This is a genomic window from Thermomonas sp. (genome assembly GCF_047606765.1).
Taxonomy (GTDB): domain Bacteria; phylum Pseudomonadota; class Gammaproteobacteria; order Xanthomonadales; family Xanthomonadaceae; genus Thermomonas.
In genome coordinates, this window is sequence record NZ_JASGED010000085.1 from 1 (window position 1) to 22,116 (window position 22,116).

The window sequence follows — 22,116 nt, forward strand, 5'->3', positions numbered from 1 at the left end:
CTAACCGCAGTTCGATGCCGTTGAGGCGATAGAACAAATCCTCGCGGAAGCGGCCTTCGGCAATCAACGCGGGTAGATCGGCATTGGTGGCGCTGACGATGCGCACCTTCACGCTGCGCTCGCGGTTGCCGCCCAGCCGCTGGAAGCGGCCGGTTTCTAGCACGCGCAGCAGCTTCACCTGCCCGGCCAGTGGCAGCGTGCCGATTTCGTCGAGGAACAAGGTGCCGCCGTCTGCGGCTTCGAACTTGCCTTCGCGCGGCCTGGAAGCGCCGGTGTAGGCGCCGGCTTCCGCGCCGAACAGTTCGGCTTCGATCAATTCCGCCGGCAATGCGCCGCAGTTGAGTGCAACGAACGGGCCGCGCGCCACCGGTGAATTGAAGTGGATGATCTCGGCGTAGCGTTCCTTGCCCGCGCCGTTCGGGCCGGTGATGAGTACCGGGATGTCGGAACGCGCAACCTGGCATGCAAGCGTCAGCGCGGCTTCGCTTGCCGGGTCGGCATAGACGATGCCGCGCAGGTCGAAGTCGCGCAGCAGCGCGTCGCGGCGCTTGCGTTCGCCCGCATGCGTGCTTGCCAGTTCGCGCCTTGCCTCGCCCAGTTCCAGCAGGTTGTTGACGGTGGCGACCAGCTTGCGGTCGTCCCACGGCTTGGCCAGGTAATCCGCCGCGCCGGCCTTGACCAGTTCCACCGCAGCTTCCAGATGCGTCCATGCGGTCAGCAGGATCACCGGCATGTCAGGTTTGCATGCGCGGATGCGGTGGAACAGCGCCACGCCCTCATCGCCGGAGGTGGTATCGGCTTCGAAGTTCATGTCCTGCACCACCAGATCAACAGCCTCGCGCGCAAGCAGGTTCAGCCCTTCCTGCGGCGATGGCGCAAACACGGTGCGGATCTCGTGCAGCGAGAACAGCACGTCCAGCGCGGTGCCGACGGAAGGGTTGTCGTCGATGACGAGGACGGTGGGCATGGGCTACCAGACTGTGCGGACGTGCGGATAGGCGCGGATTTTTTCGTCCGCCGTCACCAGCGGTGCGCCCAGTTTGCGTGCGGTGGCCACGATGAAGCGGTCGGCGGGATCCTTGTGGAAGTCGCCGGGCAATTCGATGCTTTTCACTGCAATCTCGTTGTCCACCGGCATGAACGCCACCGCTTCGATGTGACCTGCCAGTGTCAGCCATTCCTCGGTGTCGATGGACAGCGCCACGCGCCCGCGTGCCACCAGCATCGCGATTTCCCAGGCACTGATCGACGACACCACGATCCTGCCGCCGTCCAGTTCGGCCTCAATGACTTCGAGCGCCACAGGCGATAGCTGGTCGGTGGCACCGCTGGCCCACCACAGCAGCGTGTGGGTATCCAGCACGATCATTGCAGCGCATCCCAATCGTCCGCACCCACAGGCTCGGTTGGCGCGTCGAAACGCAGCAGCGAACCGCGAAGCGCATCCAGCGGATCGTGCTTGCGCGGTTGGTAGGCGCGGATTTCCACCGTCGGTTCGCCGTGGTCGGTGACGATCACCGGCCTGCCGTCAGTTTCCACCTGGCGGAAATACTCCAATGCCTTGGCCTTGAATTGCGATTTGGACACCTGGGTTTCCATAGGGTCAACCATGGTCATATGACTATAGTCATATTAGCACAGGGCAATGCTCAGGCAGTACGCGTTGCGATGGCCGGCGGCACCAAGGCCGCGCGCCGTGCCGGGCCGTACACCGCGATCTGGCCGAGCAGCCACAACACCCCCGCGCCGATGGGCAGGTAGTACAGGGGCAGGCGCGGCAGTTCGTACTTCGCCATCAACAACTGGTTGATGGCGTAGGCCAGCAGCATGCCCAGCGTGATGCCGGCGCTGGCAAGCAGGAAGTTCTCGGTCTGGAAGTAGCGCAGGATCTGCGCACGGGTCGCGCCCAGCGCGCGGCGGATGCCGATCTGCTTGGTGCGCTGCTGCACCCAGAAGCTGGCAAGGCCGACGATGCCCAGCGCGGTGACCAGCAGCAGCGCCACGATCACCACCACCAGCATCCACGCCATCGCGCGGTCGTTCTCGAAGTAGTTCGCGCGGATTTCGCCAAGGGTGTCCTGATTGACCACCAGCAGGTTGGGGTCGGTGCGCTTCAGCGCGTCCACTGCTGCCTTCAGCACTTCGGCGCGGCGGCCAGGTTCGGTGCGCAGGATGTAATTCTGGCCCGCCTGGAAATTGCGCAGCGGGAAGATCATCGTGTACTGGCCAAGGTCGAAGCTGTTGGGGCGGGCCAATTCCTCGACCATGCCGACCACCCGGATGGGCGTGTCGGTGAAGCTGTAGAACACCTTGCCCACCGCGTTCTCGCCGGGGAACATCTTTTCGGCCATCGCGCGGTTGATGATGGCGGCCGGGATGTGCGCCTTGTCGCCGGCCTTCTGCAGCACCGCCAGGTCCTGGTACTCGTCGGCGGTGAAATCGCGACCGGAGACCAGCCGCAGGCCGAAGGTCTTCAGCAGGCCACCGCCATCCATGTAGATGGCGGCGTTGAGGGTGCTCTGCTGCTGGTTGGGCGTCAGGTTCACGCTGCTGTTGTTGCTGGAGCCGCCAAACGGGATCTGGTTGGCAAGCGTGGCCTGGGTCACGCCGGGCACCTTGCGCAGCGTGTCCAGATATTCAAGGCTGACCGACTTGTTGATGTCGTCGTCACCGGACAACTGGCGCAGGCTGGCGGCCTGGATGCGCACCAGTTCGTTTTCGGCGACGCCGCTGGGCTTGTGCATGCGGTCAATGCGTTCGGCGATCAGGAACAGCGCATTGCAGACGATGGCGCAGCTCAGCGCGATCTCCAGCACGATCAGCGCGGCAGCGACCTTGTGGCGCATCAGGGTGGAGAGGATGGGGCGGATTTCCATTAGCGTGCTCCGTTTTTTGCTCGTCATTCCCGCGAAGGCGGGAATCCAAGGACTTTTCTTCTGTTTTCAGACAATTGCGAAAGCAACGTCCATGGATTCCCGCCTTCGCGGGAATGACGGATGTAGGTTCATTGCGTCTTCAACTGCACTGCCGGCGTGATCTGCATCGCCCGCCACGCCGGCAGCAGGCCGGCCAGCAGGCTGGCGAGCAGGGCCAGCAGGAAGGTGGTCAGCAGCATCGGGCCATCCAGATGGGCAAGCGAGGCATAGCTGGCCGGTTGCTGCCGCACCGCCCACAGGCCCAGCAGGGCAAGCAACAGGCCCAGCACGCCGCCGGCCAGTCCCACCGTGCCGGCTTCGATCAGGCATTGCTTGAAGATTTCCGCGCGCGACGCGCCCAGTGCGCGGCGCACGCCGATTTCGCCGCTGCGCCGCAGGAACTTGGCAAGCAGCAGGCCCACCGTGTTGACCAGGCACACCAGCAGGAAACCCAGCGCCAGCCACAGTTGCAGGCGCACGTCGCCGGGCACGATCTTGTGGAACTCCAGCAGCTCCACCACGTTGCGCAGGCGCACGTTGGTGGGGCGCTGGAAGCGGCCGGCGGTGCGTTGCTGGTCGGAGTAGTTGCTCAGGTAGTTGCGGTATTCGCTGGCCTTGGCGGGCGAATCCAGTTCAACCCAATACTGCGTCCAGACGCAGGGCGCGTTGAGCGCGTGGAAGTCGCTGCCGGCATCGTCCCAGCAATTCATGTTGCCCTGCGTGGCCATCTTCAGCTCGCGCGAGGTGGAGAACGGCAGGAACACGCTTTCGGCGGCGTCGAAGTTGTCGGTGTAGAGGTCGTAGAACTTCGGCACCAGTCGCCAGGCGTCGAGCACGCCGACGATGCGGAAGTCGTTGCCGTCGATGCGAATGGTCTTGCCGGTGCTGTCGGTGCCGCCGAACTCCTTGTCGTTGAGCTGCTTGCTGATGACCGCCACCCGCGCCTTGGCATCGTCTTCGCTTGCCGTCCAGCCGCGGCCATAGTGCAGCGGTACGTCGAACATCGGGAAGAAGTCGGCGGAGGCGTAGCGCGCATCCACCAGTTGCGGGGAAGCGCCGGGCTTGTCGGGCGAGATCACCACGCTGCCGCCTGCGGTCACGGTCTGGCGCAGGCCGCGCTTTTGCTGCAACAGCGTTTCCGAATCGAAGCGGGTCATCTGCACCGATGGCTCCTCGCCGGGGCGATAGCCGTGCATGGATTCGGGATCAAGCTGCACGTAGAACAGGCGCTCGCTCTTGTCCGGGATGGGATCACCCGAGAGCACCTTGAACACGGTCAGCGTGGTCATTGCCGCGCCGATGCCAAGCGCGATGGCAAGCACCATCAGCGCGGTGAGGACCTTGTTGCGCTTGAAGCTGCGCAGGGCGAGGTTGAAGTAGTAACCAAACATGTCGGGTTCCTTGTTTCCTTCTCCCTCCGGGAGAAGGTGGCGCGCAGCGCCGGATGAGGGTTCGGGGAGCAATGGAGCGCGAGGTGCTCCGCACCCTCACCCCAACCCATCTCCCACGGGGAGATGGGCATGTTCAGCCTGCGCACGCAGCGCATGTGTGATGGTTGCTGCCATCGACAAATCCGTCGCCATGCCATCGACGATATGCACGTTGCGTTGTGCGCGCGCGGCCAGTTCCGGGTCGTGGGTGACCATGACAATCGTGGTGCCTTGCTGGTTGATGTCTTCCAGCAGTTCCATCACGCTGCGCGCCATCTGGCTGTCGAGATTGCCGGTCGGTTCGTCCGCCAGCAGCAGGCGCGGGCTACCCGCAAGCGCGCGCGCAATGGCCGCACGCTGCTGCTGCCCGCCGGACAGTTCCGCCGGGTAGTGCTTGATGCGCGAGCCAAGGCCGACCATGCCCAGTGCATCCTCGATGCGCAGCTTGCGCTCCGCTGCCGGCATGCCGCGATAACGCAGCGGCACGTCGCAGTTGTCGAACAGGTTGAGGTCGGGAATCAGGTTGAAGCTCTGGAAGATGAAGCCGATCTTCTGGTTGCGCAGCTTGCTGCGCGCATCGTCGGACAGGCCCTTCACGTCCACGCCGTCCAGCCGGTATTCGCCGCCGGTAAAGGTTTCCAGCAGGCCCGCGATGTTGAGGAAGGTGGTCTTTCCCGAGCCGGACGGCCCGGTGACGGCGACGAACTCGCCCTCGCCAACGTGCAGGTCGAGCGAGCGCAGCGCGTGCGTTTCAACCAGTTCGGTGCGATAGACCTTGGTGACTTGGCGCATGTCGAGCATGGCGGGTTCCTTTGTCCTGTTGTTCAGAAGATGCGGAAACGCACGGGCAGTGCGGCGCTGGACAGATAGCCGCTGGCGATGCGTGTGCGTGGGTGCGCTGCGTTTGCAGCGGCAGGCATAGCGCATGCGCGTGCGGCATCGAAATCGAACATTTCGCTGAGACGCAGCGGCACCGCATGGGCGAGTTGTTGCGGCGTCCAGTGGAATTGCGAAGGAAGCGAGACGGAGGCGTTCATGGCTTAATTTCCCGAGATGCGGACGCGGTCCGCGTTGTTGTCGAATTGATCGGTGCCCGAGACGACGATGCGTTCGCCGGCCTGCAGGCCCGAGACGATTTCCACGGCGGACAGGCTGGCCGCGCCGGTCTGGATCGGGCGGCGCGTGGCCGTGCCGCCATCCACCACCCAGGCAAAGCGCCCACCGTCCTGTTCAATGAACGGGCCGCGCTCCACCATCAGCACGTTCTTGCGGGTGTCCATCACGATGCGAACGCTCAGCCGCTGGTTCTGGCGCAGGCCGGGCGGCTGCTTGCCATCGGCAAAGCGCACCCGCGCGGTGACTTCGCCATTCACCACTTCGGGTGAAACAGCGGCGATCTCGCCCGCGTACTGCGCGTTGTTGGACACGATCTGCGCCGGCATGCCGATGCCAAGATCGCGTGCGAAGCTTTCCGGCACCTTGATTTCCACTTCGAAGCGGCTCAGGTCCACCACGCTCAACACCGGCCCGTTGGTGGTCACGCTGGTGCCCTGCGGCACCTGCACCTGACCGACCTGCCCATCGAACGGCGCGCGCACGGTCAGCGCCTCGACCTGCCGGCGCGCTTCGTCCACCACCGCGCGCTGGCGCTGTGCCTGCAATTGCTTGTTGCGCGCATCAAGGCCCGCGCCACTGCTTTGCAACTGGTAATCCTTGCGCGCGGCGGCAAGGCCGATGTCCGCCTTCTTCATCATGTCCTGTGCGCGGGCAAGATCGTTCTGCGGCACCGCGCCGCCTTCGTAGGCGCGCTGGTAGCGTTCCAGGTCGCGCAGCGCGGCAGTGCGTTCGATCTGCGCCTGATCCAGCGCACGCTGCGCGTTGGCGCGTGCGATCTGCGCATCCAGCAGCGCGCGGCTGGCTTCCGCTTCCAGACTGGCAAGGGTGGATTCCTCCTGCACCAGCTTGCTGCGCAGTTCCGGGCTGTCGATGACGGCCAGTTCCTGATCCTTCGCCACCTTGTCGCCGGCCACGACTTTCAATTCCACGATGCCGGCGGCGATGGCATACAGCGTGGGGCTGTTGGCGGCGATGACGCGGCCCTCGGCGCTGAGGTCGCGCACCAGATCGCCGCGCTTCACCTCGGCAATGCGCAGGCGTGCGGCATCGAAGGAACGCGCGCCGCCCAACCAACCACTTGCGACCCACGCGGCCAGCGCCAGCACCATCGCGCCGGCAACGCCACCGATCAGCCACTGCCGGCGGCGACGCTGCGGCGATGCCGCCAGCACCTGATCCTGCCCTGCGGTGTCGCGGATGCGGCTGCGGGTGTCCATGCGGGATTCGGGCGTGTGCTTGTCCATGCCCTGACTATTGCAACAAGCATGCCAATTTCAACTTGTTGATTTGGAAGGGAATAATTTCGCGTCCGGGTGTCCGTCCGGACGCGGTCACCGTCCGCGCGGACGGGCAAGACCCTGTCATTCCGGCGAAAGCCGGAATCCAGCCTTTGCTTGCTTTACAAGAGCTGGATTGGACAAACATTCGTTTGTCAGAAGCGGCCGGCTTTCGCCGGAATGACGGTCGGAAGAATGTGTTGGCGATGGCTAAAATGGCGTTTTCCCCGAAGGCCCATCGCACATGTGCGGAATTGTCGGCGCAATCGCCAATCGTGATGTCGTCCCGCTGCTGGTCGAAGGCCTCAAGCGGCTGGAATACCGGGGCTACGATTCGGCGGGCATCGCCGTGGTCAGCGCGGACGAAGTGCGCCGCGTGCGCCGCACGGGCCGCGTGGCGGAAATGGAATCGGCGGCGGTTGCCGAAGGCTTCGACGCCAGCCTCGGCATCGGCCATACCCGCTGGGCCACCCATGGCGGCGTGACCGAACTCAACGCGCATCCGCACATCAGCCACGGCGAACTGGCGCTGGTACACAACGGCATCATCGAGAACCACGAAGCGCAGCGCGAACGCCTGCGCGCGCTGGGCTACGAGTTCACTTCGCAGACCGATACCGAAGTCGTCGCCCACCTGATCCACCATTACCGCGCGCAGGGCGAAACCCTGCTTGGCGCATTGCAGAAGGCGGTGAAGGAACTGGAAGGCGCGTATGCGCTGGCGGTGATCGACAAGCGCGACCCCTCCACGCTCGTCGCCGCGCGCATGGGCTGCCCGCTGCTGGTCGGGCTGGGCGAGGGCGAGAACTTCGTCGCCTCGGACGTGTCCGCGATTGTCTCGGCAACGCGGCGGGTGATCTTCCTCGAAGAAGGCGACACCGCCGAACTCACCTGCGACAGCGTGCGCGTGTTCGACGGCAACGACGCGCCGGTGACGCGCGAGGTGCATGTGTCCGACGTGTCGCTGGCCTCGCTGGAACTCGGCCCGTATCGCCACTTCATGCAGAAGGAAATCCACGAGCAGCCGCGCGCCATCGGCGACACCATCGAAGGCATCGTCGATGCCGGCGGCTTCGATCCTGCGCTGTTCGGCAAGGACGCAGCGCAGGTGTTGGCCGATGTGGAATCCGTGCAGATCCTTGCCTGCGGCACCAGCTATTACGCCGGGCTGACCGCGCGCTACTGGATCGAGGACATCGTCGGCATTCCCTGCGCGGTCGATATCGCCAGCGAATACCGCTATCGCAAGGTGGTCGCCAATCCGAAGCAACTGGTCGTCACCATCTCGCAGTCCGGCGAAACGCTGGACACGATGGAAGCGCTGAAATACGCGAAGGCACAGGGCCAGCAGAAGACGCTGTCGATCTGCAACGTGCCGGAAAGCGCGATTCCACGTGCCAGCGCGCTGGTGTTCTACACGCGCGCCGGTGCCGAAATCGGCGTGGCTTCGACCAAGGCCTTCACCACGCAACTGGTTGCGTTGTTTGCGCTCACCGGCGTGCTGGCGAAGTTGAAAGGCAGGCTGGATGCCGCAAGCGAAGCCGCCTTCATCGACGACCTGCGCCACCTGCCCGGCAGCGTGCAGCACGCACTCAACCTGGAGCCACAGGTTGCGTCATGGGCCGAGCGTTTCGCGCCGAAGCAACACGCGCTGTTCCTCGGGCGCGGCATGCACTACCCCATCGCACTGGAAGGCGCGCTCAAGCTCAAGGAAATCTCCTACATCCATGCCGAGGCCTACCCCGCCGGCGAACTCAAGCACGGCCCGCTTGCACTGGTGGACACCGACATGCCGGTGGTTGTCATCGCGCCCAACGACACGCTGCTGGAAAAGGTGAAGTCCAACATCCAGGAAGTGCGCGCGCGCGGCGGCGAGATGTTCGTGTTTGCCGACGCCGACAGCCACTTCGGCGAATCCGAAGCAGTGCATGTGATCCGCACTCCTCGCCACGTCGGTATCCTGTCGCCGATCGTGCATGCCATCCCCGTGCAACTGCTGGCCTACCACGCCGCACTGGCGCGCGGGACGGACGTGGACAAGCCGCGCAACCTGGCGAAGTCGGTGACGGTGGAGTAGTCGCGCGCGCATGCCTTCGCTCCTGATCGCCGACGATCACCCGCTGTTTCGCGCTGCACTGCATCGCGCGGCCATCGACGCGGTGGACGATCTGCAGATCATCGAGACGGATGCGTTCTACGGCGTGATGGAGATGATCGAGCAGCAGGAGATCGACCTGCTGTTGCTGGATCTCAACATGCCGGGAAACCACGGGCTGGCCGGGCTGGCCGCGATCCGTGCGGCGAAGCCGGGGCTGGCGATCATCATTGTTTCGGCTAACGAGGAGCTCTCGGTCGTGCGCAGGGCGTTCGACCTTGGTGCCGCGGGCTATCTGCCCAAGAGTTCCGGCGTGGCGGATCTGCGCGAGGCATTGCAGACGGTGCTGGAAGGCGAGCCGTGGCTTCCGCCGGGACTGCGCGCCGCCGTGGCGGGTGCGCCCGGATGTCCGGGTGATGCACTGCTTGCCGACCGTCTGGCAAGCCTCACGCCGCAGCAGTACAAGGTGCTGGATCTGGTGGCGCAGGGCCTGCTCAACAAGCAGATCGCGGATCGGATGGGCATCCAGTTGCGGACGGTCAAGGCGCACATGACCCACATCATGGAACGGCTTGGCGTGCGCAATCGCACGCAGGCAATCCGGGTGCTGCACGAGTTCGGGATCAGCGAGCCTGCGCGCATCATCGGCATGGGCGATGGGGATGCGCCTTCGTCCGGATGATGCGGCGGCTGGTCAGTTGTCGGTCCTGGGATGTGGCGTGGCCAGCAGGTGGTTGATCGCCCAGCGCAGCGCCAGTGGCTTGAACGGTTTTGCCAGCAATGACAGCCCGGCTTCGCGTACCGCGTGCTGCGTTTGTGCGGAGGCATCGGCGCTGACGATGATCGTCGGGCGCTGGCGGTGACGCGCCGACAGCCGTGACCACAACTGCACGCCGGTATCGCCGGCATCGAGGTGGTAGTCGAACAGCCACAGGTCTGCGTTCGCCGCTGCTGCATCGATCTTCTGGTCGTGCCCGTCGCGCAGGGCCTGCACTTCGCAGCCCCACGAGGCGAGTACGCGCTCCACTGCGGCCAGTGCATCCGCGTCGTTGTCCACCAGCAGTATGCGCGTGCCGGCAATCGCGCCGCTCACCATCGGGCGCACCGTGGGTGCGGTGCGTTCCGGTGCCGGTGCAAGCGGGATTTCGACCGAAAACACCGAGCCATGCCCGACCCGGCTTTTGAGCGAAGGCCGTGTCTCCAGCAGTTCGGACAGGCGTTCGGCAATCGCCAATCCCAGCCCCAGGCCGGGCCCGGTCGTGCCTTCCCCGCGCCGAAACTCCTCGAAGATGGCGGTTGCCTGCCCGGATGGAATACCGGGGCCGGTGTCGTACACGTCGATGCGCACGCGCGCGCCACGGCGGCGCACGCCCAGCAGCACGCCGCCGTGCTGCGTGTAGCGCACGGCATTGGCAAGGAAGTTCTGCAGGATCCGGCGCAACAGTTGCGGGTCGCTGGTGACCCACAAGGACGTGGGCACTGCGCGCAGGCGCAGGCCCTTGGCTGCGGCCAATACGGAGAACTCGCGCGCCAGCGGTTCCAGCACGTCCGAAAGCGCGAAGGCCCGTGGCATGGCGACCATGCCGCCTGCTTCCAGCTTGGAGATGTCAAGAAGATCGGACAGCAGGCCATCGGTCGAACCGAGCGCCCCGCGAATCTGGTCCAGATAGTCCTGCAGGAACCCTGATGAAACGTGTTGCGACATTGCATCGGTCAGCAGTTGCGCGGCATGCAGTGGCTGGACCAGATCGTGGCCGACTGCCGTCAGGAACCGGGTCTTGGCCGCGTTTGCACGTTCTGCTTCGTGCAGCGCGTGCGCCATCAGCGCCGTGCGCTCGTCCACGCGCCGCTCAAGGGTTTCATTGCTGCGGCGCAGTTCGCTTTCGGCAGTGCGGAATGCGGTCACGTCCGTGAACGTGGCGACGTAACCGCCGCCGGGCATCGGGTTGCCCCGGATCTCGATGGTCGCGCCGTCGGGGAACACGCGCTCGGACAGATGCTGCGTGCCTTGCCGCATGAACTCGATGCGTCTGGAAAGCGCGGTGGCGAGGTCGTGCTGCGCCGGCATGCGTTGCAGCGCCCAGCGCGTCAGGTCGGCGATTGGGCGACCGACCTGCAGCAAATCGCGCGGGAACCCGAACATGTCCTCGTAGCGGCGGTTCCAGGCGACCAGACGCAATTCGGCATCGACCACGCTGATTCCCTGGCTCATGTTCTCCAGGGCCGCTTCCAGCAGTTGCTGGTTGAAGCGCAATGCCTGCGCTGCCTCGCCGACTGCGGTGCGCATCGACTCGATCGGTGGCGATGTGCCGCGACGTGCGGATTCGATCAGCAGCCGCGCCATGCCGGCACCGATGACGGCGGTCAGCTCGCGCTCGACGCGCGTGACCTCAGCCTGCTCCAGCAGCACCGCGTTTCGGCCAGGTTCGCCAAGCAGCGCACGGATGCGTTGCGGGCTGAGGAAGCTTGCCGCCACCTGGCGCAAAACATCGGCCTCGACGCCACTCGACGCGGCGCGGCTGCGTGCGCTTGCCAGTCCCGAAGTGGCCAGCACCGCCAGCAGGTTCATCGCCAGACTTCCGCCCATGCCCACTGCGATGCGCCATCCGGCGGGCACCGGGAGTGCATCGGTGAACGGCCAGCCGGCGTCGGACAGGGACATCGGCGTCATGACCAGAAGCAACCAGGCCACCGTGCCTGCTGCCAGTCCCGACAGGATCGCCGTTGGCGTGACGTGCGGGCGATAAACGGCAAACCACATCGCCGGGGCCAACTGTGCCAGTGCGGTGAACGAAATCAGCCCGAAGTCGGACAGCGCTTCGACGCCGGCCATTGCGCCACTGTAGAGCCACGCCATGGCGAAGACTCCGACGATTCCGATCCGCCGGAAGGCGAGTACGCGCGGCCGCAGATCAGGGGATGCGTCGGTACTTGCGCTGCTTGCCCCGCGCACCACGCGGTCGCCGAACCAGTGGTTGCCGATCATGATCGACAGTGTCAGCGCCGACAGGATCATCATCCCGGTCGCGGCGCTGAGTCCGCCGACGTAGGCGATCAGGGCCAGCGCCGGGTTGCCGCCCGCCAGCGGCAGGGTCACCACATACAGATCCGGTTGCACCGATGCCCCCAGCAACTGGCTGCCGGCCAGTGCCAGCGGCAGGACGAGCAAGCCGATCAGCAGCAGGTAGAGCGGGAACAGCCAGCGGGCCGTCTTCAGGTGCGTGGTGTCACGCAGTTCCACGATGCCGACATGGAACTGGTGCGGAAGGGTGAAGGCGGCCAGCGCGCCAAGGCCCACCATCGCCAGATAATCGGGCGTCTGCACGCTGGCGACGAGGGCGGTGACCTGCGCGCCGATGTCCGTGCCGGTGCGGTGCAGCGCGACCATTGCGTAGATGCCCACCGCAAGCAGGGCGGCGAGTTTGACAAGGGATTCGAACGCCAGCGCCAGCACGATGCCACGGTTGTGCTCGGTGGCCGAGGCGTGCCGCGCGCCGAACAGCCATGTGAACGCCGTCATCGCGGCAGCGACGAACGCCGACATCCCGGAACCGCCAGGGGCAACGTGTACCGTTTCCAGCAGTGGCCCAAGTCCCTGTGCAACCGCCCGCAACTGCAGGGCGATGTACGGCACGATGCCAACCAGCGCCACCAGCGTGATCGCCGCGCCCAGTAAGCGATTGGTGCCAAGCCTGGCAACCACCAGATCGGCGATGGTTGCGCTGTGGTGTTCCCGTACCAGTTCGGCGAGGCGGCGCAGGAACGGGACGCACAGCAGTGAAACCAGCGCCATGCCGAGCAATGTGGGTGGAATGATGAAACCCTGCAGCCCTTGTGCCGCAAGCCCGTAGTAGGTCCAGGCGGTGCAGTGCACGCCCAGCGACAGGGCGAAAACCACCGGCCAGACGCGCGAGAAGTCGTGGCGGCTGCGCTCGCCCCAGGACGCGATGCCGAACAGCATTGCCGTCCAGAGCACGCAGGCAGCCAGCACGATGGGGGCGCTCATCATCGATCCAGTGTAGCGACAGGATGACGTGCTTCGGCTGCAACCTGCGGTGTCATCCGGTCGGTGTGGACAACTCGATCAGGGTCAGTTGTTCGGCAATGGCGATGACCTCGTGCGTTGGCAGTTCCACCTGCTTGTGCTGTGTCATCAGCCAGCGACCGGGTTCCTTCTGTGACAACGCGAGCAGGCGTGAACGCACGCGGACGGTGGCACCGCTGGGTGCCGGCATCAGGAACCTGACCTTGTTCAGGCCGTAGTTGATCAGGCGCGCCACGCCGGGCAGGTCCACCATCGCGGCGACATCATCCGCCGCCGTGAGCGCGAGCAGCAGGTAGCCGTGCGCGATCGTGCGGCCACCGGGAACCTCACGCGCCGCGCGCTTCTCATCCACGTGCAGCCAGTTGTGGTCGTCGGTCGCGTTGGCGAAGGTGTCGATGCGCTGCTGCGTCAGGTGCCGTGCATCGCCCAGCCGTTCGTTGGCTGCCCACGCGCGCAGCCTTGCGATGGCAGGTGGCAACGGCGTATCGGTGGTCATGCCAATGACGGCATGCGCGCGAGAAAGGCGGCGATGGCTGCACATGCTTCCGGCTCGGTCAGCATCGGTGCGTGGCCCACGCCCGGCACTTCCACCAGACGGGCATCGTCGGCCACGTCCACCATGCGTCGTGCGGTGTCGGCGGCGAGCACGTCCGACAGTGCGCCGCGCAGCACGAGCAACGGACGCCGATGCCCCAGCTTGCGCCAGGCGCGCCACAGCAGCGGGCGCATCAAACGCAGCACCCACGGGTTCACCGTGCGGACGATGGCCGGGTCGTAATCCAGTTCCAGCAGGCCGTCGTCGCGTTCGCGGAACATGCGCCGGGCCATCGCCCGCCAGTCGTCCGGCCCGTATCCGGGGAACGATGTGCGGCCAATCGATTCCACGTAACGGGCTGCCGCTTCATGATCCATCGGTGGCACAGGCTTGCCGGCATAGCGCCCGATCCTGTCCAGCGCCTCGCGCGGTACTTCCGGGCCGGCGTCGTTGAGGATGGCGCCTGCGACCAGCGCAGGCTTGCGCACGGCAAGCGTCATCGTGACCAGTACGCCGAGCGACGTGCCCACGAAGACGGCGGAGGGAATGCTGCGGCTTTCCAGCAGCCCCGCCACGTCGTCGGCATAGGTGCGCGGGTTGTAGCTGCGCGGGTTGGGCGCGCGCTGCGAACCGGCGCGCCCGCGCAGGTCCACGGCGAATACCTGCCAGCCGGCGCTGGCCATCATGCGCGCCGGCAGGTCGAAGTCCGCAGCATTGCGGGTCAGTCCGGGAATGCAGACGACGGTGCCACGCCTGCCGGGATCGCCCCCCGTGGCGGGCGGGTAGCGCCTTGCGTGCAGGCGCAGCCCGTCACGGCTGTGCCAGTACACATCTTCTTGCGTGGCATTCGACGTCATGCTGCGTTGCCCGTGCCGTATCCCGATCTTCGGGAAAACTAGAACCAGCCCGGCGCTGGAACGAGTGGACCTAGGTACAGTCGGCGCGGCGCGCCGGCAGGGCTATGGTCGCCCTGTCTTTCCGGTGCGCGAAGCATGTCCCTGCTCATTGTCCTGGCTGCGCTGGCCTTCCTGATGTTCGTGGCCTATCGCGGCTACAGCGTGATTCTGTTCGCGCCGATCGCCGCGCTAGGCGCGGTGCTGCTGACCGATCCGCAGCTTGTCGCGCCGATGTTCACCGGCTTGTTCATGGACAAGATGGTCGGCTTCCTGAAGCTGTACTTCCCGGTGTTCGTGCTTGGTGCGGTGTTCGGCAAGCTGATCGAGATCTCCGGCTTTTCCAGGTCGATAGTGACCGCCACCATCCGCGTGGTCGGCCCGCAGCGGGTGATCCTGGCGCTGGTGGCAGTGTGCGCGGTGCTGACCTATGGCGGGGTGTCGCTGTTCGTGGTGGTGTTCGCCGTCTATCCGTTCGCGGCGGAACTGTTCCGTCAGGGCGACATCCCCAAGCGCCTGATTCCCGCAACCATCGTGCTGGGTGGATGCACGTTCACGATGGATGCCTTGCCGGGCACGCCGCAGATCCAGAACATCATCCCGACCACCTTCTTCGGCACCAACACCTGGGCCGCGCCGGTGCTGGGCACGCTCGGTGGCGTGTTCATCCTGATCGTCGGCATGTTCTATCTGGAGTGGCGCTGCCGCGTGGCGAAGCGCCGGGGAGAGGGCTATGCCGGCGATGCCGTGCTGGTGAACGAGCCGGCTGCCTTCGTCGGTGACCGGTTGCAGCATCCCCTGATCGCGGTATTGCCGCTGGTGCTGGTGGGCATCAGCAACATCGCGTTCACCTGGTGGATTCCACAGGTGTATGGCGAAAGCCATTCGTTCGTGCCGGCGGTGATCGGCAACCCCGCGCCGGTGGTGCAGGAGGTGGCGCGCATCACTGCGATCTGGGCCGTGATGGGCGCATTGCTGGTCGGCATCCTCACCGTGCTTGCGTTTGCGTGGAAGCCGGTGATGGCGAGCTTCGCCGAAGGGTCGAGAACCGCCGTTGGCGGTGCCCTGCTGGCGGCTGGCAATACCGCATCCGAGTACGGTTTTGGCGCGGTGATCGCCGCGCTGCCGGGTTTCCTCGTCGTCGCCAACGGGCTTGGTGCAATTCCGAATCCGCTGGTCAACGAAGCCATCACCGTGACCGCGCTGGCCGGCATCACCGGTTCGGCCTCCGGTGGCATGAGCATCGCGCTTGCGGCGATGGCCGAGACCTTCGTCGCCAATGCACATGCTGCCGGCATCCCGATGGAGGTGCTGCATCGCGTTGCCGCGATGGCCTCCGGTGGCATGGACAGCCTGCCGCATAACGGCGCGATCATCACGCTGCTTGCCGTGACCGGCCTGAGCCATCGGCAGAGCTACAAGGACATCTTCGGGATCACGCTCATCAAGACATCCGCGGTATTCGTGGTGATCGGTCTGTACTACGCGACAGGTTGGGTCTGATGCCGCTGCCGCAGGGATGGGCAGCGTGCGTGGCAGCAATCGGTCGATTCACTGACAACGGGAGGGGAACATGCGTACGAAATTGCTGAGAACGGCCCTTTGCATCGGCATCGGCATGGCACTGGTGCCAGCAGGTGCCGCCATGGCGCAGGAAAAGACAACCGAACAGGCCGCTACCGGGGAACAGCAGAAGCCGGCTGCCGAAGGCGAGAAGGTGAGCGACCTTGACCGTGTCGTCGTGACCGCCCGCCGGCGCGAGGAACTGCTGCAGGAAGTGCCGGTGGCCGTGAGCGCGCTGGACTGGGAGCGTCTGGAAGACACCGGCGCAAAGGATCTCACCGCGCTGCAACAGCAGACCCCGAACGCAACCGTGCAGGTGGCGCGTGGCTCCAGCTCCACCCTGATCAGCTTCATTCGCGGCGTGGGCCAGCAGGATCCGCTGTGGGGCTTCGAGCCGGGCGTGGGCCTGTACGTGGACGATGTCTATATCGCCCGCCCGCAGGGCGCGGTGCTGGATGTCTATGACATCGAGCGCATCGAGGTGCTGCGCGGCCCGCAGGGCACGCTGTACGGTCGCAATACCATCGGCGGCGCGATCAAGTACGTCAGCCGCCGCCTGGGCAGCACGCCGCGCTTCGAGGGCAAGCTGTCGGCGGGTTCGTACGGCCAGCTGGATGCGGTCGGCAGCTTTGCCGTGCCGCTGTCGGACACGTTGTCCATCGGTGGCGCAATCGCCCGCTTCACCCGCGACGGCTACGGCAAGAACCTCACCACCGGTGCCGAACACTACAACCGCGATACCACCGCGTTCCGCTTCAGCGCGGAGTTCACGCCCACCGACAGTCTGTTCATCCGGCTGGCCTATGACCAGCTCGACGATGATTCCAACGCGCGTCATGGGCATCGCCTGGTTGCAGGTGCCATGCCCGGTTCCGACATCCTGCCCAATGTCTATGACACCCGCGCCGGTGCGGGCGACGACAACCTGGTGAAGACGAAGGGTCTTTCGCTCAGCATCGACTGGACGCTCAATGACACGGTGACCCTGCGCTCGATCACCGCCAGGCGCGAAGGCGAGACGCCCGACACCATCATCGACTTCGACTCGACGCCGACCAACACGCTCGACATTCCCGGCTACTACGCCGACGAGCAGTTCACGCAGGAGTTCCAGATGCTCTACGAGGGCGAGCGCGTGCAAGGCGTTGCCGGTGTCTATTATCTGGATGCCAGGGCCGAAGGCGGATTCGACACGATCCTTGGCCTTGGCGGGTTTGCCATCGGCACCGTGGGCTACACGGAGACGAAGAGCTGGGCGCTGTTCGGTGATGCGAGCATCGACATCAACGACAAGACCCGCTTTTCGCTGGGTGCGCGCTACACGCGCGATGAGCGCACCGGTCACGTACACCGGGCGACCTTCCTTGGGGCCAGGCGCACGCCGCTGCTCGGCGGCGCAGCGGCAACACCGTTCCTCGTCAACACGCTCTATACCAACACCCGGGACTTCAGCCAGTTCACCCCGCGCATTTCCCTGTCGCGCGACTTCTCCGATGCACTCACCGGCTACGCTTCCTACAGCCAGGGTTTCAAGTCGGGCGGTTTCGACATGCGTGGCGATGCGATCGCGCTGCCAAGCACGGTGGACGGCTACGACCCGGAAAAGGTGAAGACCTATGAGCTTGGCCTCAAGGGCTCCGCGCTGGCAGGTCGCCTGAACTTCAGCTCGGCGCTGTTCTATTCCGACTACACCAACCAGCAGGTCACCATCCAGGCGTGGGTGCCCGCCACCAACACGGTGGCCAGCCTCGTGGACAACGCCGGCTCCTCGACCATCTACGGCGCGGAGTTCGAAGTCACCGCCAACCTGAGCAAGAGCTTCAGGGTCTTCGCGTCGCTGGGTTACGTCCATGCCGGCTTCGACGAGTTCATCACCTACAACGCGGTCTCGGGTAGCAATGTCGATATCTCCAGCACGGCGGTGTTCCAGAACACGCCGAAGTTCACCGGTTACCTCGGCGCGACCTGGAGCGTCCCGGCGTTCGGCGGCACGCTGGCGCTGACGCCTTCGCTGTCGCATCGCAGCAGCTATCACATGTTCGAAACCCCGAACGCGATGCTGGACGAGAACGGCTACACCCTGGTGGATGTCAACGCGGTCTGGACATCGGCCAACAGCAAGTGGTCGGTCGGGCTGGCCGGGCGGAATCTCAGTGACGAGACCTACCGCATCGGTGGCTACGTGTTCCCCGGTGCCTTGTTCGACAACTCGATCGTGGCGTTCTACGGGCCACCGCGCACCTGGACGGCCACGTTCACCTATCGCTACTAGGCCGCACTCGCCACGCCGGGCGGATGCCTGCATCCGCCCGGTCGATGGCACGCACTGCCGATACGTCCGATGCCCAGCGCCCAGCCGTATTTTCCGGACATCATTTCACTCAACGGGCGCTGGCTCGCGGGCAAGCCGGCGCTCGTATCCGCACGGCGCACGTTGAGCTGGCGTGCCCTGAATGAAGAAGCCAACCGCGTTGCCAATGGCCTGATCGCCGCCGGCTGCGGCAAGGGTGAGCGCATCGGCGTGGTCATGGACAACAGCGCCGACATGCTGAGCGCGATGTTCGGCGCGATGAAGGCCGGTGCCGTGGTGGTGCCGGTGAACACCAGCATCGCCGACGAGGCCGTCAACATCCTGCTGGCCGATGCCGGCGTGGCGGCGGTGTTCGCTTCGCAGAACCATGTGGCGAGGATCGGTGACGACGTGCGGCGGGCATGCAGGTTGCTGGTCTTTGATGGCGCGCGCGACGCAGCACCGACCGGATGGCAAGTCCTCGCCTCCTGGCGGGATTCGCAGCCATCGCATGATCCGTGCGTGGCGGTCGATGCGGACGATCCTTGCAACATCATCTATTCGTCCGGTACCACCGGACAGCCCAAGGGCATCGTCCACACGCACGGCATCCGCATCGACTGGGCGCATGATGTCGCGCTGGTGCTGCGCCATGACAGCGCGGCGCGCACGCTGGTCGCCACCGGCCTGTATTCGAACATCACCTGGGCGAGTTTGCTGTGTACCACGCTGGTGGGCGGGACGCTGGTGCTGACGGAAAAGTTCGACGCGGCAGAAACCCTCGAAATCATCGAGCGCGAGCGCACCACGCACACCGCGATGGTGCCGGTGCAGTACCAGCGCCTGCTTGAACACCCGGACTTCGCGCGGCGCGACACCTCGTCCATGCGTTCGCTGATGAGTGTCGGCTCGGCCCTGCCGGAGCGGATCAAGCACGAGCTGCTGGAGCGTTTCCCAGGCGCGGTGATCGAGCTTTATGGCACCACCGAAGGTGCGCTCACCGCGCTGGCACCCGAGCAGGCCGCAGGCCGCGTGGCCTCGGTTGGCAAGCCGCTTCCCGGCAGCGACCTGTGCATCCTTGGCGATGACAACGTGCCGGTGCCGCCGGGCGAGCAGGGCGAAATCGTCATGCGCACCCGCTTCAGCATGGCCGGTTACTGGCGCAATGCGCAGGCCACCGCAGAGGCGTGGTGGATCGACGGGCAGGGGCGCACATGGCTGCGCACCGGTGACATCGGTCGGCTCGATGACGAAGGTTTCCTCACTATCACCGACCGCAAGAAGGACGTCATCATCAGCGGTGGCCAGAACCTCTATCCGGCGGATCTTGAAGCAGTGCTCATGCAGCATCGCCAGGTCAGCGACTGCGCGGTGATCGGCGTGCCCAGCGAACGCTGGGGCGAAGCGCCGCTGGCGCTGGTGGTGTTCGCGCAGGGCGCGACCATCGACGAACGGGAACTGCTCGACTGGGCCAACGCGCGGGTCGGGAAACAGCAGCGGCTGTCCGCCATCGAACGGCGCGACGCACTGCCCCGGAATGCCAACGGCAAACTGCTCAAGCGCGAACTGCGCGCACCGTACTGGGGCAAATAGGTGGCTCCCGTAGGGGCAGGCCCCCGTGCCTGCCCTGTGTCCGGCAAACACCGTTTTGGCAAACGCGATTGGGGCAACCACGGGGGGTTGCCCCTACGGGTTCATGGCGACCTGCCCTTGCGGGGTCACTCCGGCTGCCAGCGCAGGCGCAGGGCGAATTCGCGGCCTGCCTGGTTGTACCAGGCGACGGTTTCGTATTCGCGGTCGAACAGGTTCGCCACGTTGGCTTGCAGCGTCCAGCCGGGGGCGAAGCGCCATGACAGGCGCGTGTCGAAGGTGGCGTAGCCGCCAAGCCGCACCGCGTTGGCGGCATCGTCGAAACGCGACCCCGCGCCGTTGAGGGTTGCGCCGAAGTCGAACGTGCCGAAGCTGCGTTGCAGGTCGATGCGGCCGGTGTTGCGCGCGCGGCGTGCCAGCAGGTTGTCGTACTGGCTGCTGCCACCGGTGCGGTTGCGCGGATCGGTGTGGCTGAGTTGCACGCTGAGGTCCCAGCCGGCAAGGTCGATGCCGCCGGTCAGTTCCGCGCCGGTGATCCGTGCCTTTTCCACCTGCGCCATCATCCAGGTGGTCGAATCGTAGGTAATCAGGTCATCGATGCGCGTCTGGTAGGCGTCCAGACCCCAGCGCCAGCCTTCGCCCTGCCACGCAAGACCAACGTTGGCGCTGCGCGATTCTTCCGGGCGCAGGGTCGGCACGCCGCTCCACGGATCGTAGAGGTCGCTGAAGGTCGGTGCCTTGAATGCTGTGCCGTAGCCGGCGGTGAGCTTGAAGCCATCGCCGAAGTTGATGCCCCAGACGAGGCTGCCGGTGCTGTGGTTGCCGAACTGTTCGTTGTCGTCGTTGCGCAGGCTGGCTTGCAGGGATTGCTTGCCGAAGCGGCCCTGATACTGCGCGAACACGCCGGTGTTGCTGCGGTCTTCCACGGCGTAACCGGAGCTGCTGCCGTCCAGCGAATCGTCGCTCCAGTCGATGCCTGCGCTCAGCAGGTGGCCGGTGGCGATGCCGAAATCGGCCTGCACCGAAGCACTGTCGCGATGGGTCTGCGCGCTGCCGGTGGCGAAAGCGCCACGGTTGTCGGATTCGTTGTCGGCGCGACCGATGCCGACGGCCAGGGTGAAGCGTTCGCTGGGCGCATAGCGCAGCTTGCCGCCCAACACGCGCTGACGGATTTCAGACTGGTTGTAGTAGCCGTCGTATTCGTTGTCGCCTTCAATCGCCAGCGCCGAGGCGTCCACGCGCAGCGCATCGGTCAGCGCGTAGCCGCCGCGCAGGCTCAGCGAACGGTTGTGATAACCATCGCGATCCGGCTCATTGGCATAGCAGCCAGCGCCGGCCCAGGTCGCGGGATCGTAGTAACCGCGACAGGCATTGATGCCTTCGCTGCGCTGGTAGGCATAGTCCGCACCGAACCAGCCGTGCGCACCGCCGCCGCCAAAACCGGCACCGGCTTCGCGCAGGCCGTTGCTGCCACCGCCAAGGCTGGCGTGCGGCTTGAAGCCGCCGTGGTCGCGGCGGGTGAAAATCTGGATCACGCCGCCGATGGCATCCGCGCCGTACAGGCTGGACTGCGGGCCGCGCACGATTTCGATGCGTTCGATCTGCGCCAGCGGGATGTCCTGCAACGTCGCCGCGCCGAAGTCGGCGGTGTTGACGCGCACGCCATCGACCAGCACCAGCGTGTGTGCGCTGTTGGTGCCGCGCATGAACAACGAGGTCTGCTTGCCAAGCCCGCCGCTGTTGGTCAGGTTGATGCCGGCGCGACCGCGCAGCAGGCCCTGCAGCGAGTTCGCCTGGCTGCGCTCGATCTCGGCGCGGTCGATGACCTGCGCGGGCACCAGGCTGTCTTCCAGCGCCACCTCGGTACGGGTGCCGGTGACGATCAGGTTGTCGAGGGTCTTGGCATCGTCATGCGATTGCGCAGTGGCGATGGCGGGAACGGCCAGCGCAAGGGCCAGCAGGCTGCGGCGCAGCGGAAGGGAACGGGCTTTCATCGAACGGTCTCCGGCGCGCACGCCCGCGCGCCCATGGATGGGAAGGCGGTTGCGGGCGGGAGGGACGGCGAACACTGGCGATGCGGGGCAGCGCAAGGTCGCGCGACGCCCACCGCATCGCAACCAGAGGTGTCCATGGCCGGTCTCCGGGCTTGCGGGCGGAACGTCATGCGACGTTCCCGTTCTGCGCCTTCCCATGCGGCATCTGACGATGCACGCACAGTGGCCGATGCCGAACTTCTCTCGCTTACCGTTGCGGGGGCAGCGCCGGACTGGATGCGCCTTCGCGCGTCGTCACCGGCTTCCCGTTTCAATCCTCGGGCAGATGCCGTTGGATCACCTTGAACCCGCGCAGTTTAACGCAAGCGCCGCC

17 protein-coding genes and 1 riboswitch are annotated in these 22,116 nt (G+C 65.6%); of the genes, 5 read left to right on the top strand and 12 right to left on the bottom strand.

Annotated features, from left to right (window positions below):
• The 8 genes from QM612_RS08005 to QM612_RS08040 all read right to left on the bottom strand — a co-directional run.
• On the bottom strand, positions 1–967 hold a 967-nt coding region (locus QM612_RS08005; protein ID WP_415253372.1), incomplete at its 3' end, for a sigma-54-dependent transcriptional regulator.
• 3 nt (positions 968–970) lie between these two features.
• Positions 971–1,369: a type II toxin-antitoxin system VapC family toxin gene (locus tag QM612_RS08010; RefSeq protein WP_415253373.1), complete on the bottom strand. Its 399-nt coding sequence runs from the start codon at positions 1,367–1,369 to the stop codon at positions 971–973.
• On the bottom strand, positions 1,366–1,587 hold the full coding sequence (locus QM612_RS08015) for a type II toxin-antitoxin system Phd/YefM family antitoxin (protein ID WP_415253374.1): 222 nt from the start codon (positions 1,585–1,587) through the stop codon (positions 1,366–1,368). The genes QM612_RS08010 and QM612_RS08015 overlap by 4 nt, the downstream gene beginning before the upstream one ends.
• Positions 1,588–1,649: 62 nt before the next feature.
• Complete coding sequence (locus QM612_RS08020) at positions 1,650–2,876, bottom strand: ABC transporter permease (protein WP_415253375.1); 1,227 nt, start codon at positions 2,874–2,876, stop codon at positions 1,650–1,652.
• Between the two features lie 128 nt (positions 2,877–3,004).
• Positions 3,005–4,306, bottom strand: a complete 1,302-nt coding sequence (locus QM612_RS08025) for an ABC transporter permease (protein WP_415253376.1) — start codon at positions 4,304–4,306, stop codon at positions 3,005–3,007.
• A gap of 96 nt (positions 4,307–4,402) precedes the next feature.
• A complete protein-coding gene (locus QM612_RS08030) occupies positions 4,403–5,146 on the bottom strand; it encodes an ABC transporter ATP-binding protein (protein WP_415253377.1) in 744 nt (247 codons plus the stop codon).
• Positions 5,147–5,169: 23 nt separating this feature from the next.
• Positions 5,170–5,382, bottom strand: coding sequence for a hypothetical protein (locus tag QM612_RS08035; RefSeq protein WP_415253378.1), 213 nt, complete (start codon positions 5,380–5,382; stop codon positions 5,170–5,172).
• Positions 5,383–5,385: 3 nt separating this feature from the next.
• Positions 5,386–6,705, bottom strand: a complete 1,320-nt coding sequence (locus QM612_RS08040; protein ID WP_415253379.1) for an efflux RND transporter periplasmic adaptor subunit — start codon at positions 6,703–6,705, stop codon at positions 5,386–5,388.
• Positions 6,706–6,982: 277 nt separating this feature from the next.
• Here QM612_RS08040 and glmS point away from each other — a divergent pair, with 277 nt between their 5' ends.
• Both glmS and QM612_RS08050 read left to right on the top strand, forming a co-directional pair.
• Positions 6,983–8,815: a glutamine--fructose-6-phosphate transaminase (isomerizing) gene (gene glmS / locus QM612_RS08045; protein WP_415253380.1), complete on the top strand. Its 1,833-nt coding sequence runs from the start codon at positions 6,983–6,985 to the stop codon at positions 8,813–8,815.
• A gap of 10 nt (positions 8,816–8,825) precedes the next feature.
• A complete protein-coding gene (locus QM612_RS08050; protein ID WP_415253381.1) occupies positions 8,826–9,515 on the top strand; it encodes a response regulator in 690 nt (229 codons plus the stop codon).
• 12 nt (positions 9,516–9,527) lie between these two features.
• Here QM612_RS08050 and QM612_RS08055 read toward each other — a convergent pair whose 3' ends face one another.
• From QM612_RS08055 to QM612_RS08065, 3 genes are read right to left on the bottom strand one after another with little or no spacing between them, the layout of a single operon-like run.
• A complete protein-coding gene (locus tag QM612_RS08055) occupies positions 9,528–12,839 on the bottom strand; it encodes a PAS-domain containing protein (RefSeq protein ID WP_415253382.1) in 3,312 nt (1,103 codons plus the stop codon).
• 52 nt (positions 12,840–12,891) lie between these two features.
• Complete coding sequence (locus QM612_RS08060; protein WP_415253383.1) at positions 12,892–13,374, bottom strand: MaoC/PaaZ C-terminal domain-containing protein; 483 nt, start codon at positions 13,372–13,374, stop codon at positions 12,892–12,894.
• The gene (locus QM612_RS08065; protein ID WP_415253384.1) at positions 13,371–14,270 is read right to left on the bottom strand and encodes an alpha/beta fold hydrolase; all 900 of its coding nucleotides are present in this window, start codon (positions 14,268–14,270) and stop codon (positions 13,371–13,373) included. The genes QM612_RS08060 and QM612_RS08065 overlap by 4 nt, the downstream gene beginning before the upstream one ends.
• Before the next feature lie 135 nt (positions 14,271–14,405).
• Here QM612_RS08065 and QM612_RS08070 point away from each other — a divergent pair, with 135 nt between their 5' ends.
• The 3 genes from QM612_RS08070 to QM612_RS08080 all read left to right on the top strand — a co-directional run bounded on the left by QM612_RS08070 (position 14,406) and on the right by QM612_RS08080 (position 19,752).
• Positions 14,406–15,809 (top strand): GntP family permease, encoded by a 1,404-nt coding sequence (locus QM612_RS08070; protein WP_415253385.1) that lies wholly within the window; start codon positions 14,406–14,408, stop codon positions 15,807–15,809.
• A gap of 70 nt (positions 15,810–15,879) precedes the next feature.
• Complete coding sequence (locus QM612_RS08075; protein ID WP_415253386.1) at positions 15,880–18,141, top strand: TonB-dependent receptor; 2,262 nt, start codon at positions 15,880–15,882, stop codon at positions 18,139–18,141.
• 69 nt (positions 18,142–18,210) lie between these two features.
• Positions 18,211–19,752: a class I adenylate-forming enzyme family protein gene (locus QM612_RS08080; protein WP_415253387.1), complete on the top strand. Its 1,542-nt coding sequence runs from the start codon at positions 18,211–18,213 to the stop codon at positions 19,750–19,752.
• Positions 19,753–19,877: 125 nt separating this feature from the next.
• Here the strand turns inward: QM612_RS08080 and btuB are convergent, their stop codons facing one another.
• Positions 19,878–21,743, bottom strand: a complete 1,866-nt coding sequence (gene btuB / locus QM612_RS08085; RefSeq protein WP_415253388.1) for a TonB-dependent vitamin B12 receptor — start codon at positions 21,741–21,743, stop codon at positions 19,878–19,880.
• Positions 21,744–21,862: 119 nt separating this feature from the next.
• Positions 21,863–22,102: riboswitch (cobalamin riboswitch) on the bottom strand.
• Positions 22,103–22,116: the final 14 nt, after the last annotated feature.

Coding starts and splice junctions, on each gene's coding strand:
- QM612_RS08010 (WP_415253373.1), bottom strand. CDS start 1,369: ATGATCGTGCTGGATACCCACACGCTGCTGTGGTGGGCCAGCGGTGCC.
- QM612_RS08040 (WP_415253379.1), bottom strand. CDS start 6,705: ATGGACAAGCACACGCCCGAATCCCGCATGGACACCCGCAGCCGCATC.
- btuB (WP_415253388.1), bottom strand. CDS start 21,743: ATGAAAGCCCGTTCCCTTCCGCTGCGCCGCAGCCTGCTGGCCCTTGCG.
- QM612_RS08070 (WP_415253385.1), top strand. CDS start 14,406: ATGTCCCTGCTCATTGTCCTGGCTGCGCTGGCCTTCCTGATGTTCGTG.
- QM612_RS08060 (WP_415253383.1), bottom strand. CDS start 13,374: ATGACCACCGATACGCCGTTGCCACCTGCCATCGCAAGGCTGCGCGCG.
- QM612_RS08050 (WP_415253381.1), top strand. CDS start 8,826: ATGCCTTCGCTCCTGATCGCCGACGATCACCCGCTGTTTCGCGCTGCA.
- QM612_RS08025 (WP_415253376.1), bottom strand. CDS start 4,306: ATGTTTGGTTACTACTTCAACCTCGCCCTGCGCAGCTTCAAGCGCAAC.
- QM612_RS08035 (WP_415253378.1), bottom strand. CDS start 5,382: ATGAACGCCTCCGTCTCGCTTCCTTCGCAATTCCACTGGACGCCGCAA.
- QM612_RS08055 (WP_415253382.1), bottom strand. CDS start 12,839: ATGAGCGCCCCCATCGTGCTGGCTGCCTGCGTGCTCTGGACGGCAATG.
- QM612_RS08020 (WP_415253375.1), bottom strand. CDS start 2,876: ATGGAAATCCGCCCCATCCTCTCCACCCTGATGCGCCACAAGGTCGCT.
- QM612_RS08080 (WP_415253387.1), top strand. CDS start 18,211: ATGCCCAGCGCCCAGCCGTATTTTCCGGACATCATTTCACTCAACGGG.
- glmS (WP_415253380.1), top strand. CDS start 6,983: ATGTGCGGAATTGTCGGCGCAATCGCCAATCGTGATGTCGTCCCGCTG.
- QM612_RS08065 (WP_415253384.1), bottom strand. CDS start 14,270: ATGACGTCGAATGCCACGCAAGAAGATGTGTACTGGCACAGCCGTGAC.
- QM612_RS08030 (WP_415253377.1), bottom strand. CDS start 5,146: ATGCTCGACATGCGCCAAGTCACCAAGGTCTATCGCACCGAACTGGTT.
- QM612_RS08075 (WP_415253386.1), top strand. CDS start 15,880: ATGCGTACGAAATTGCTGAGAACGGCCCTTTGCATCGGCATCGGCATG.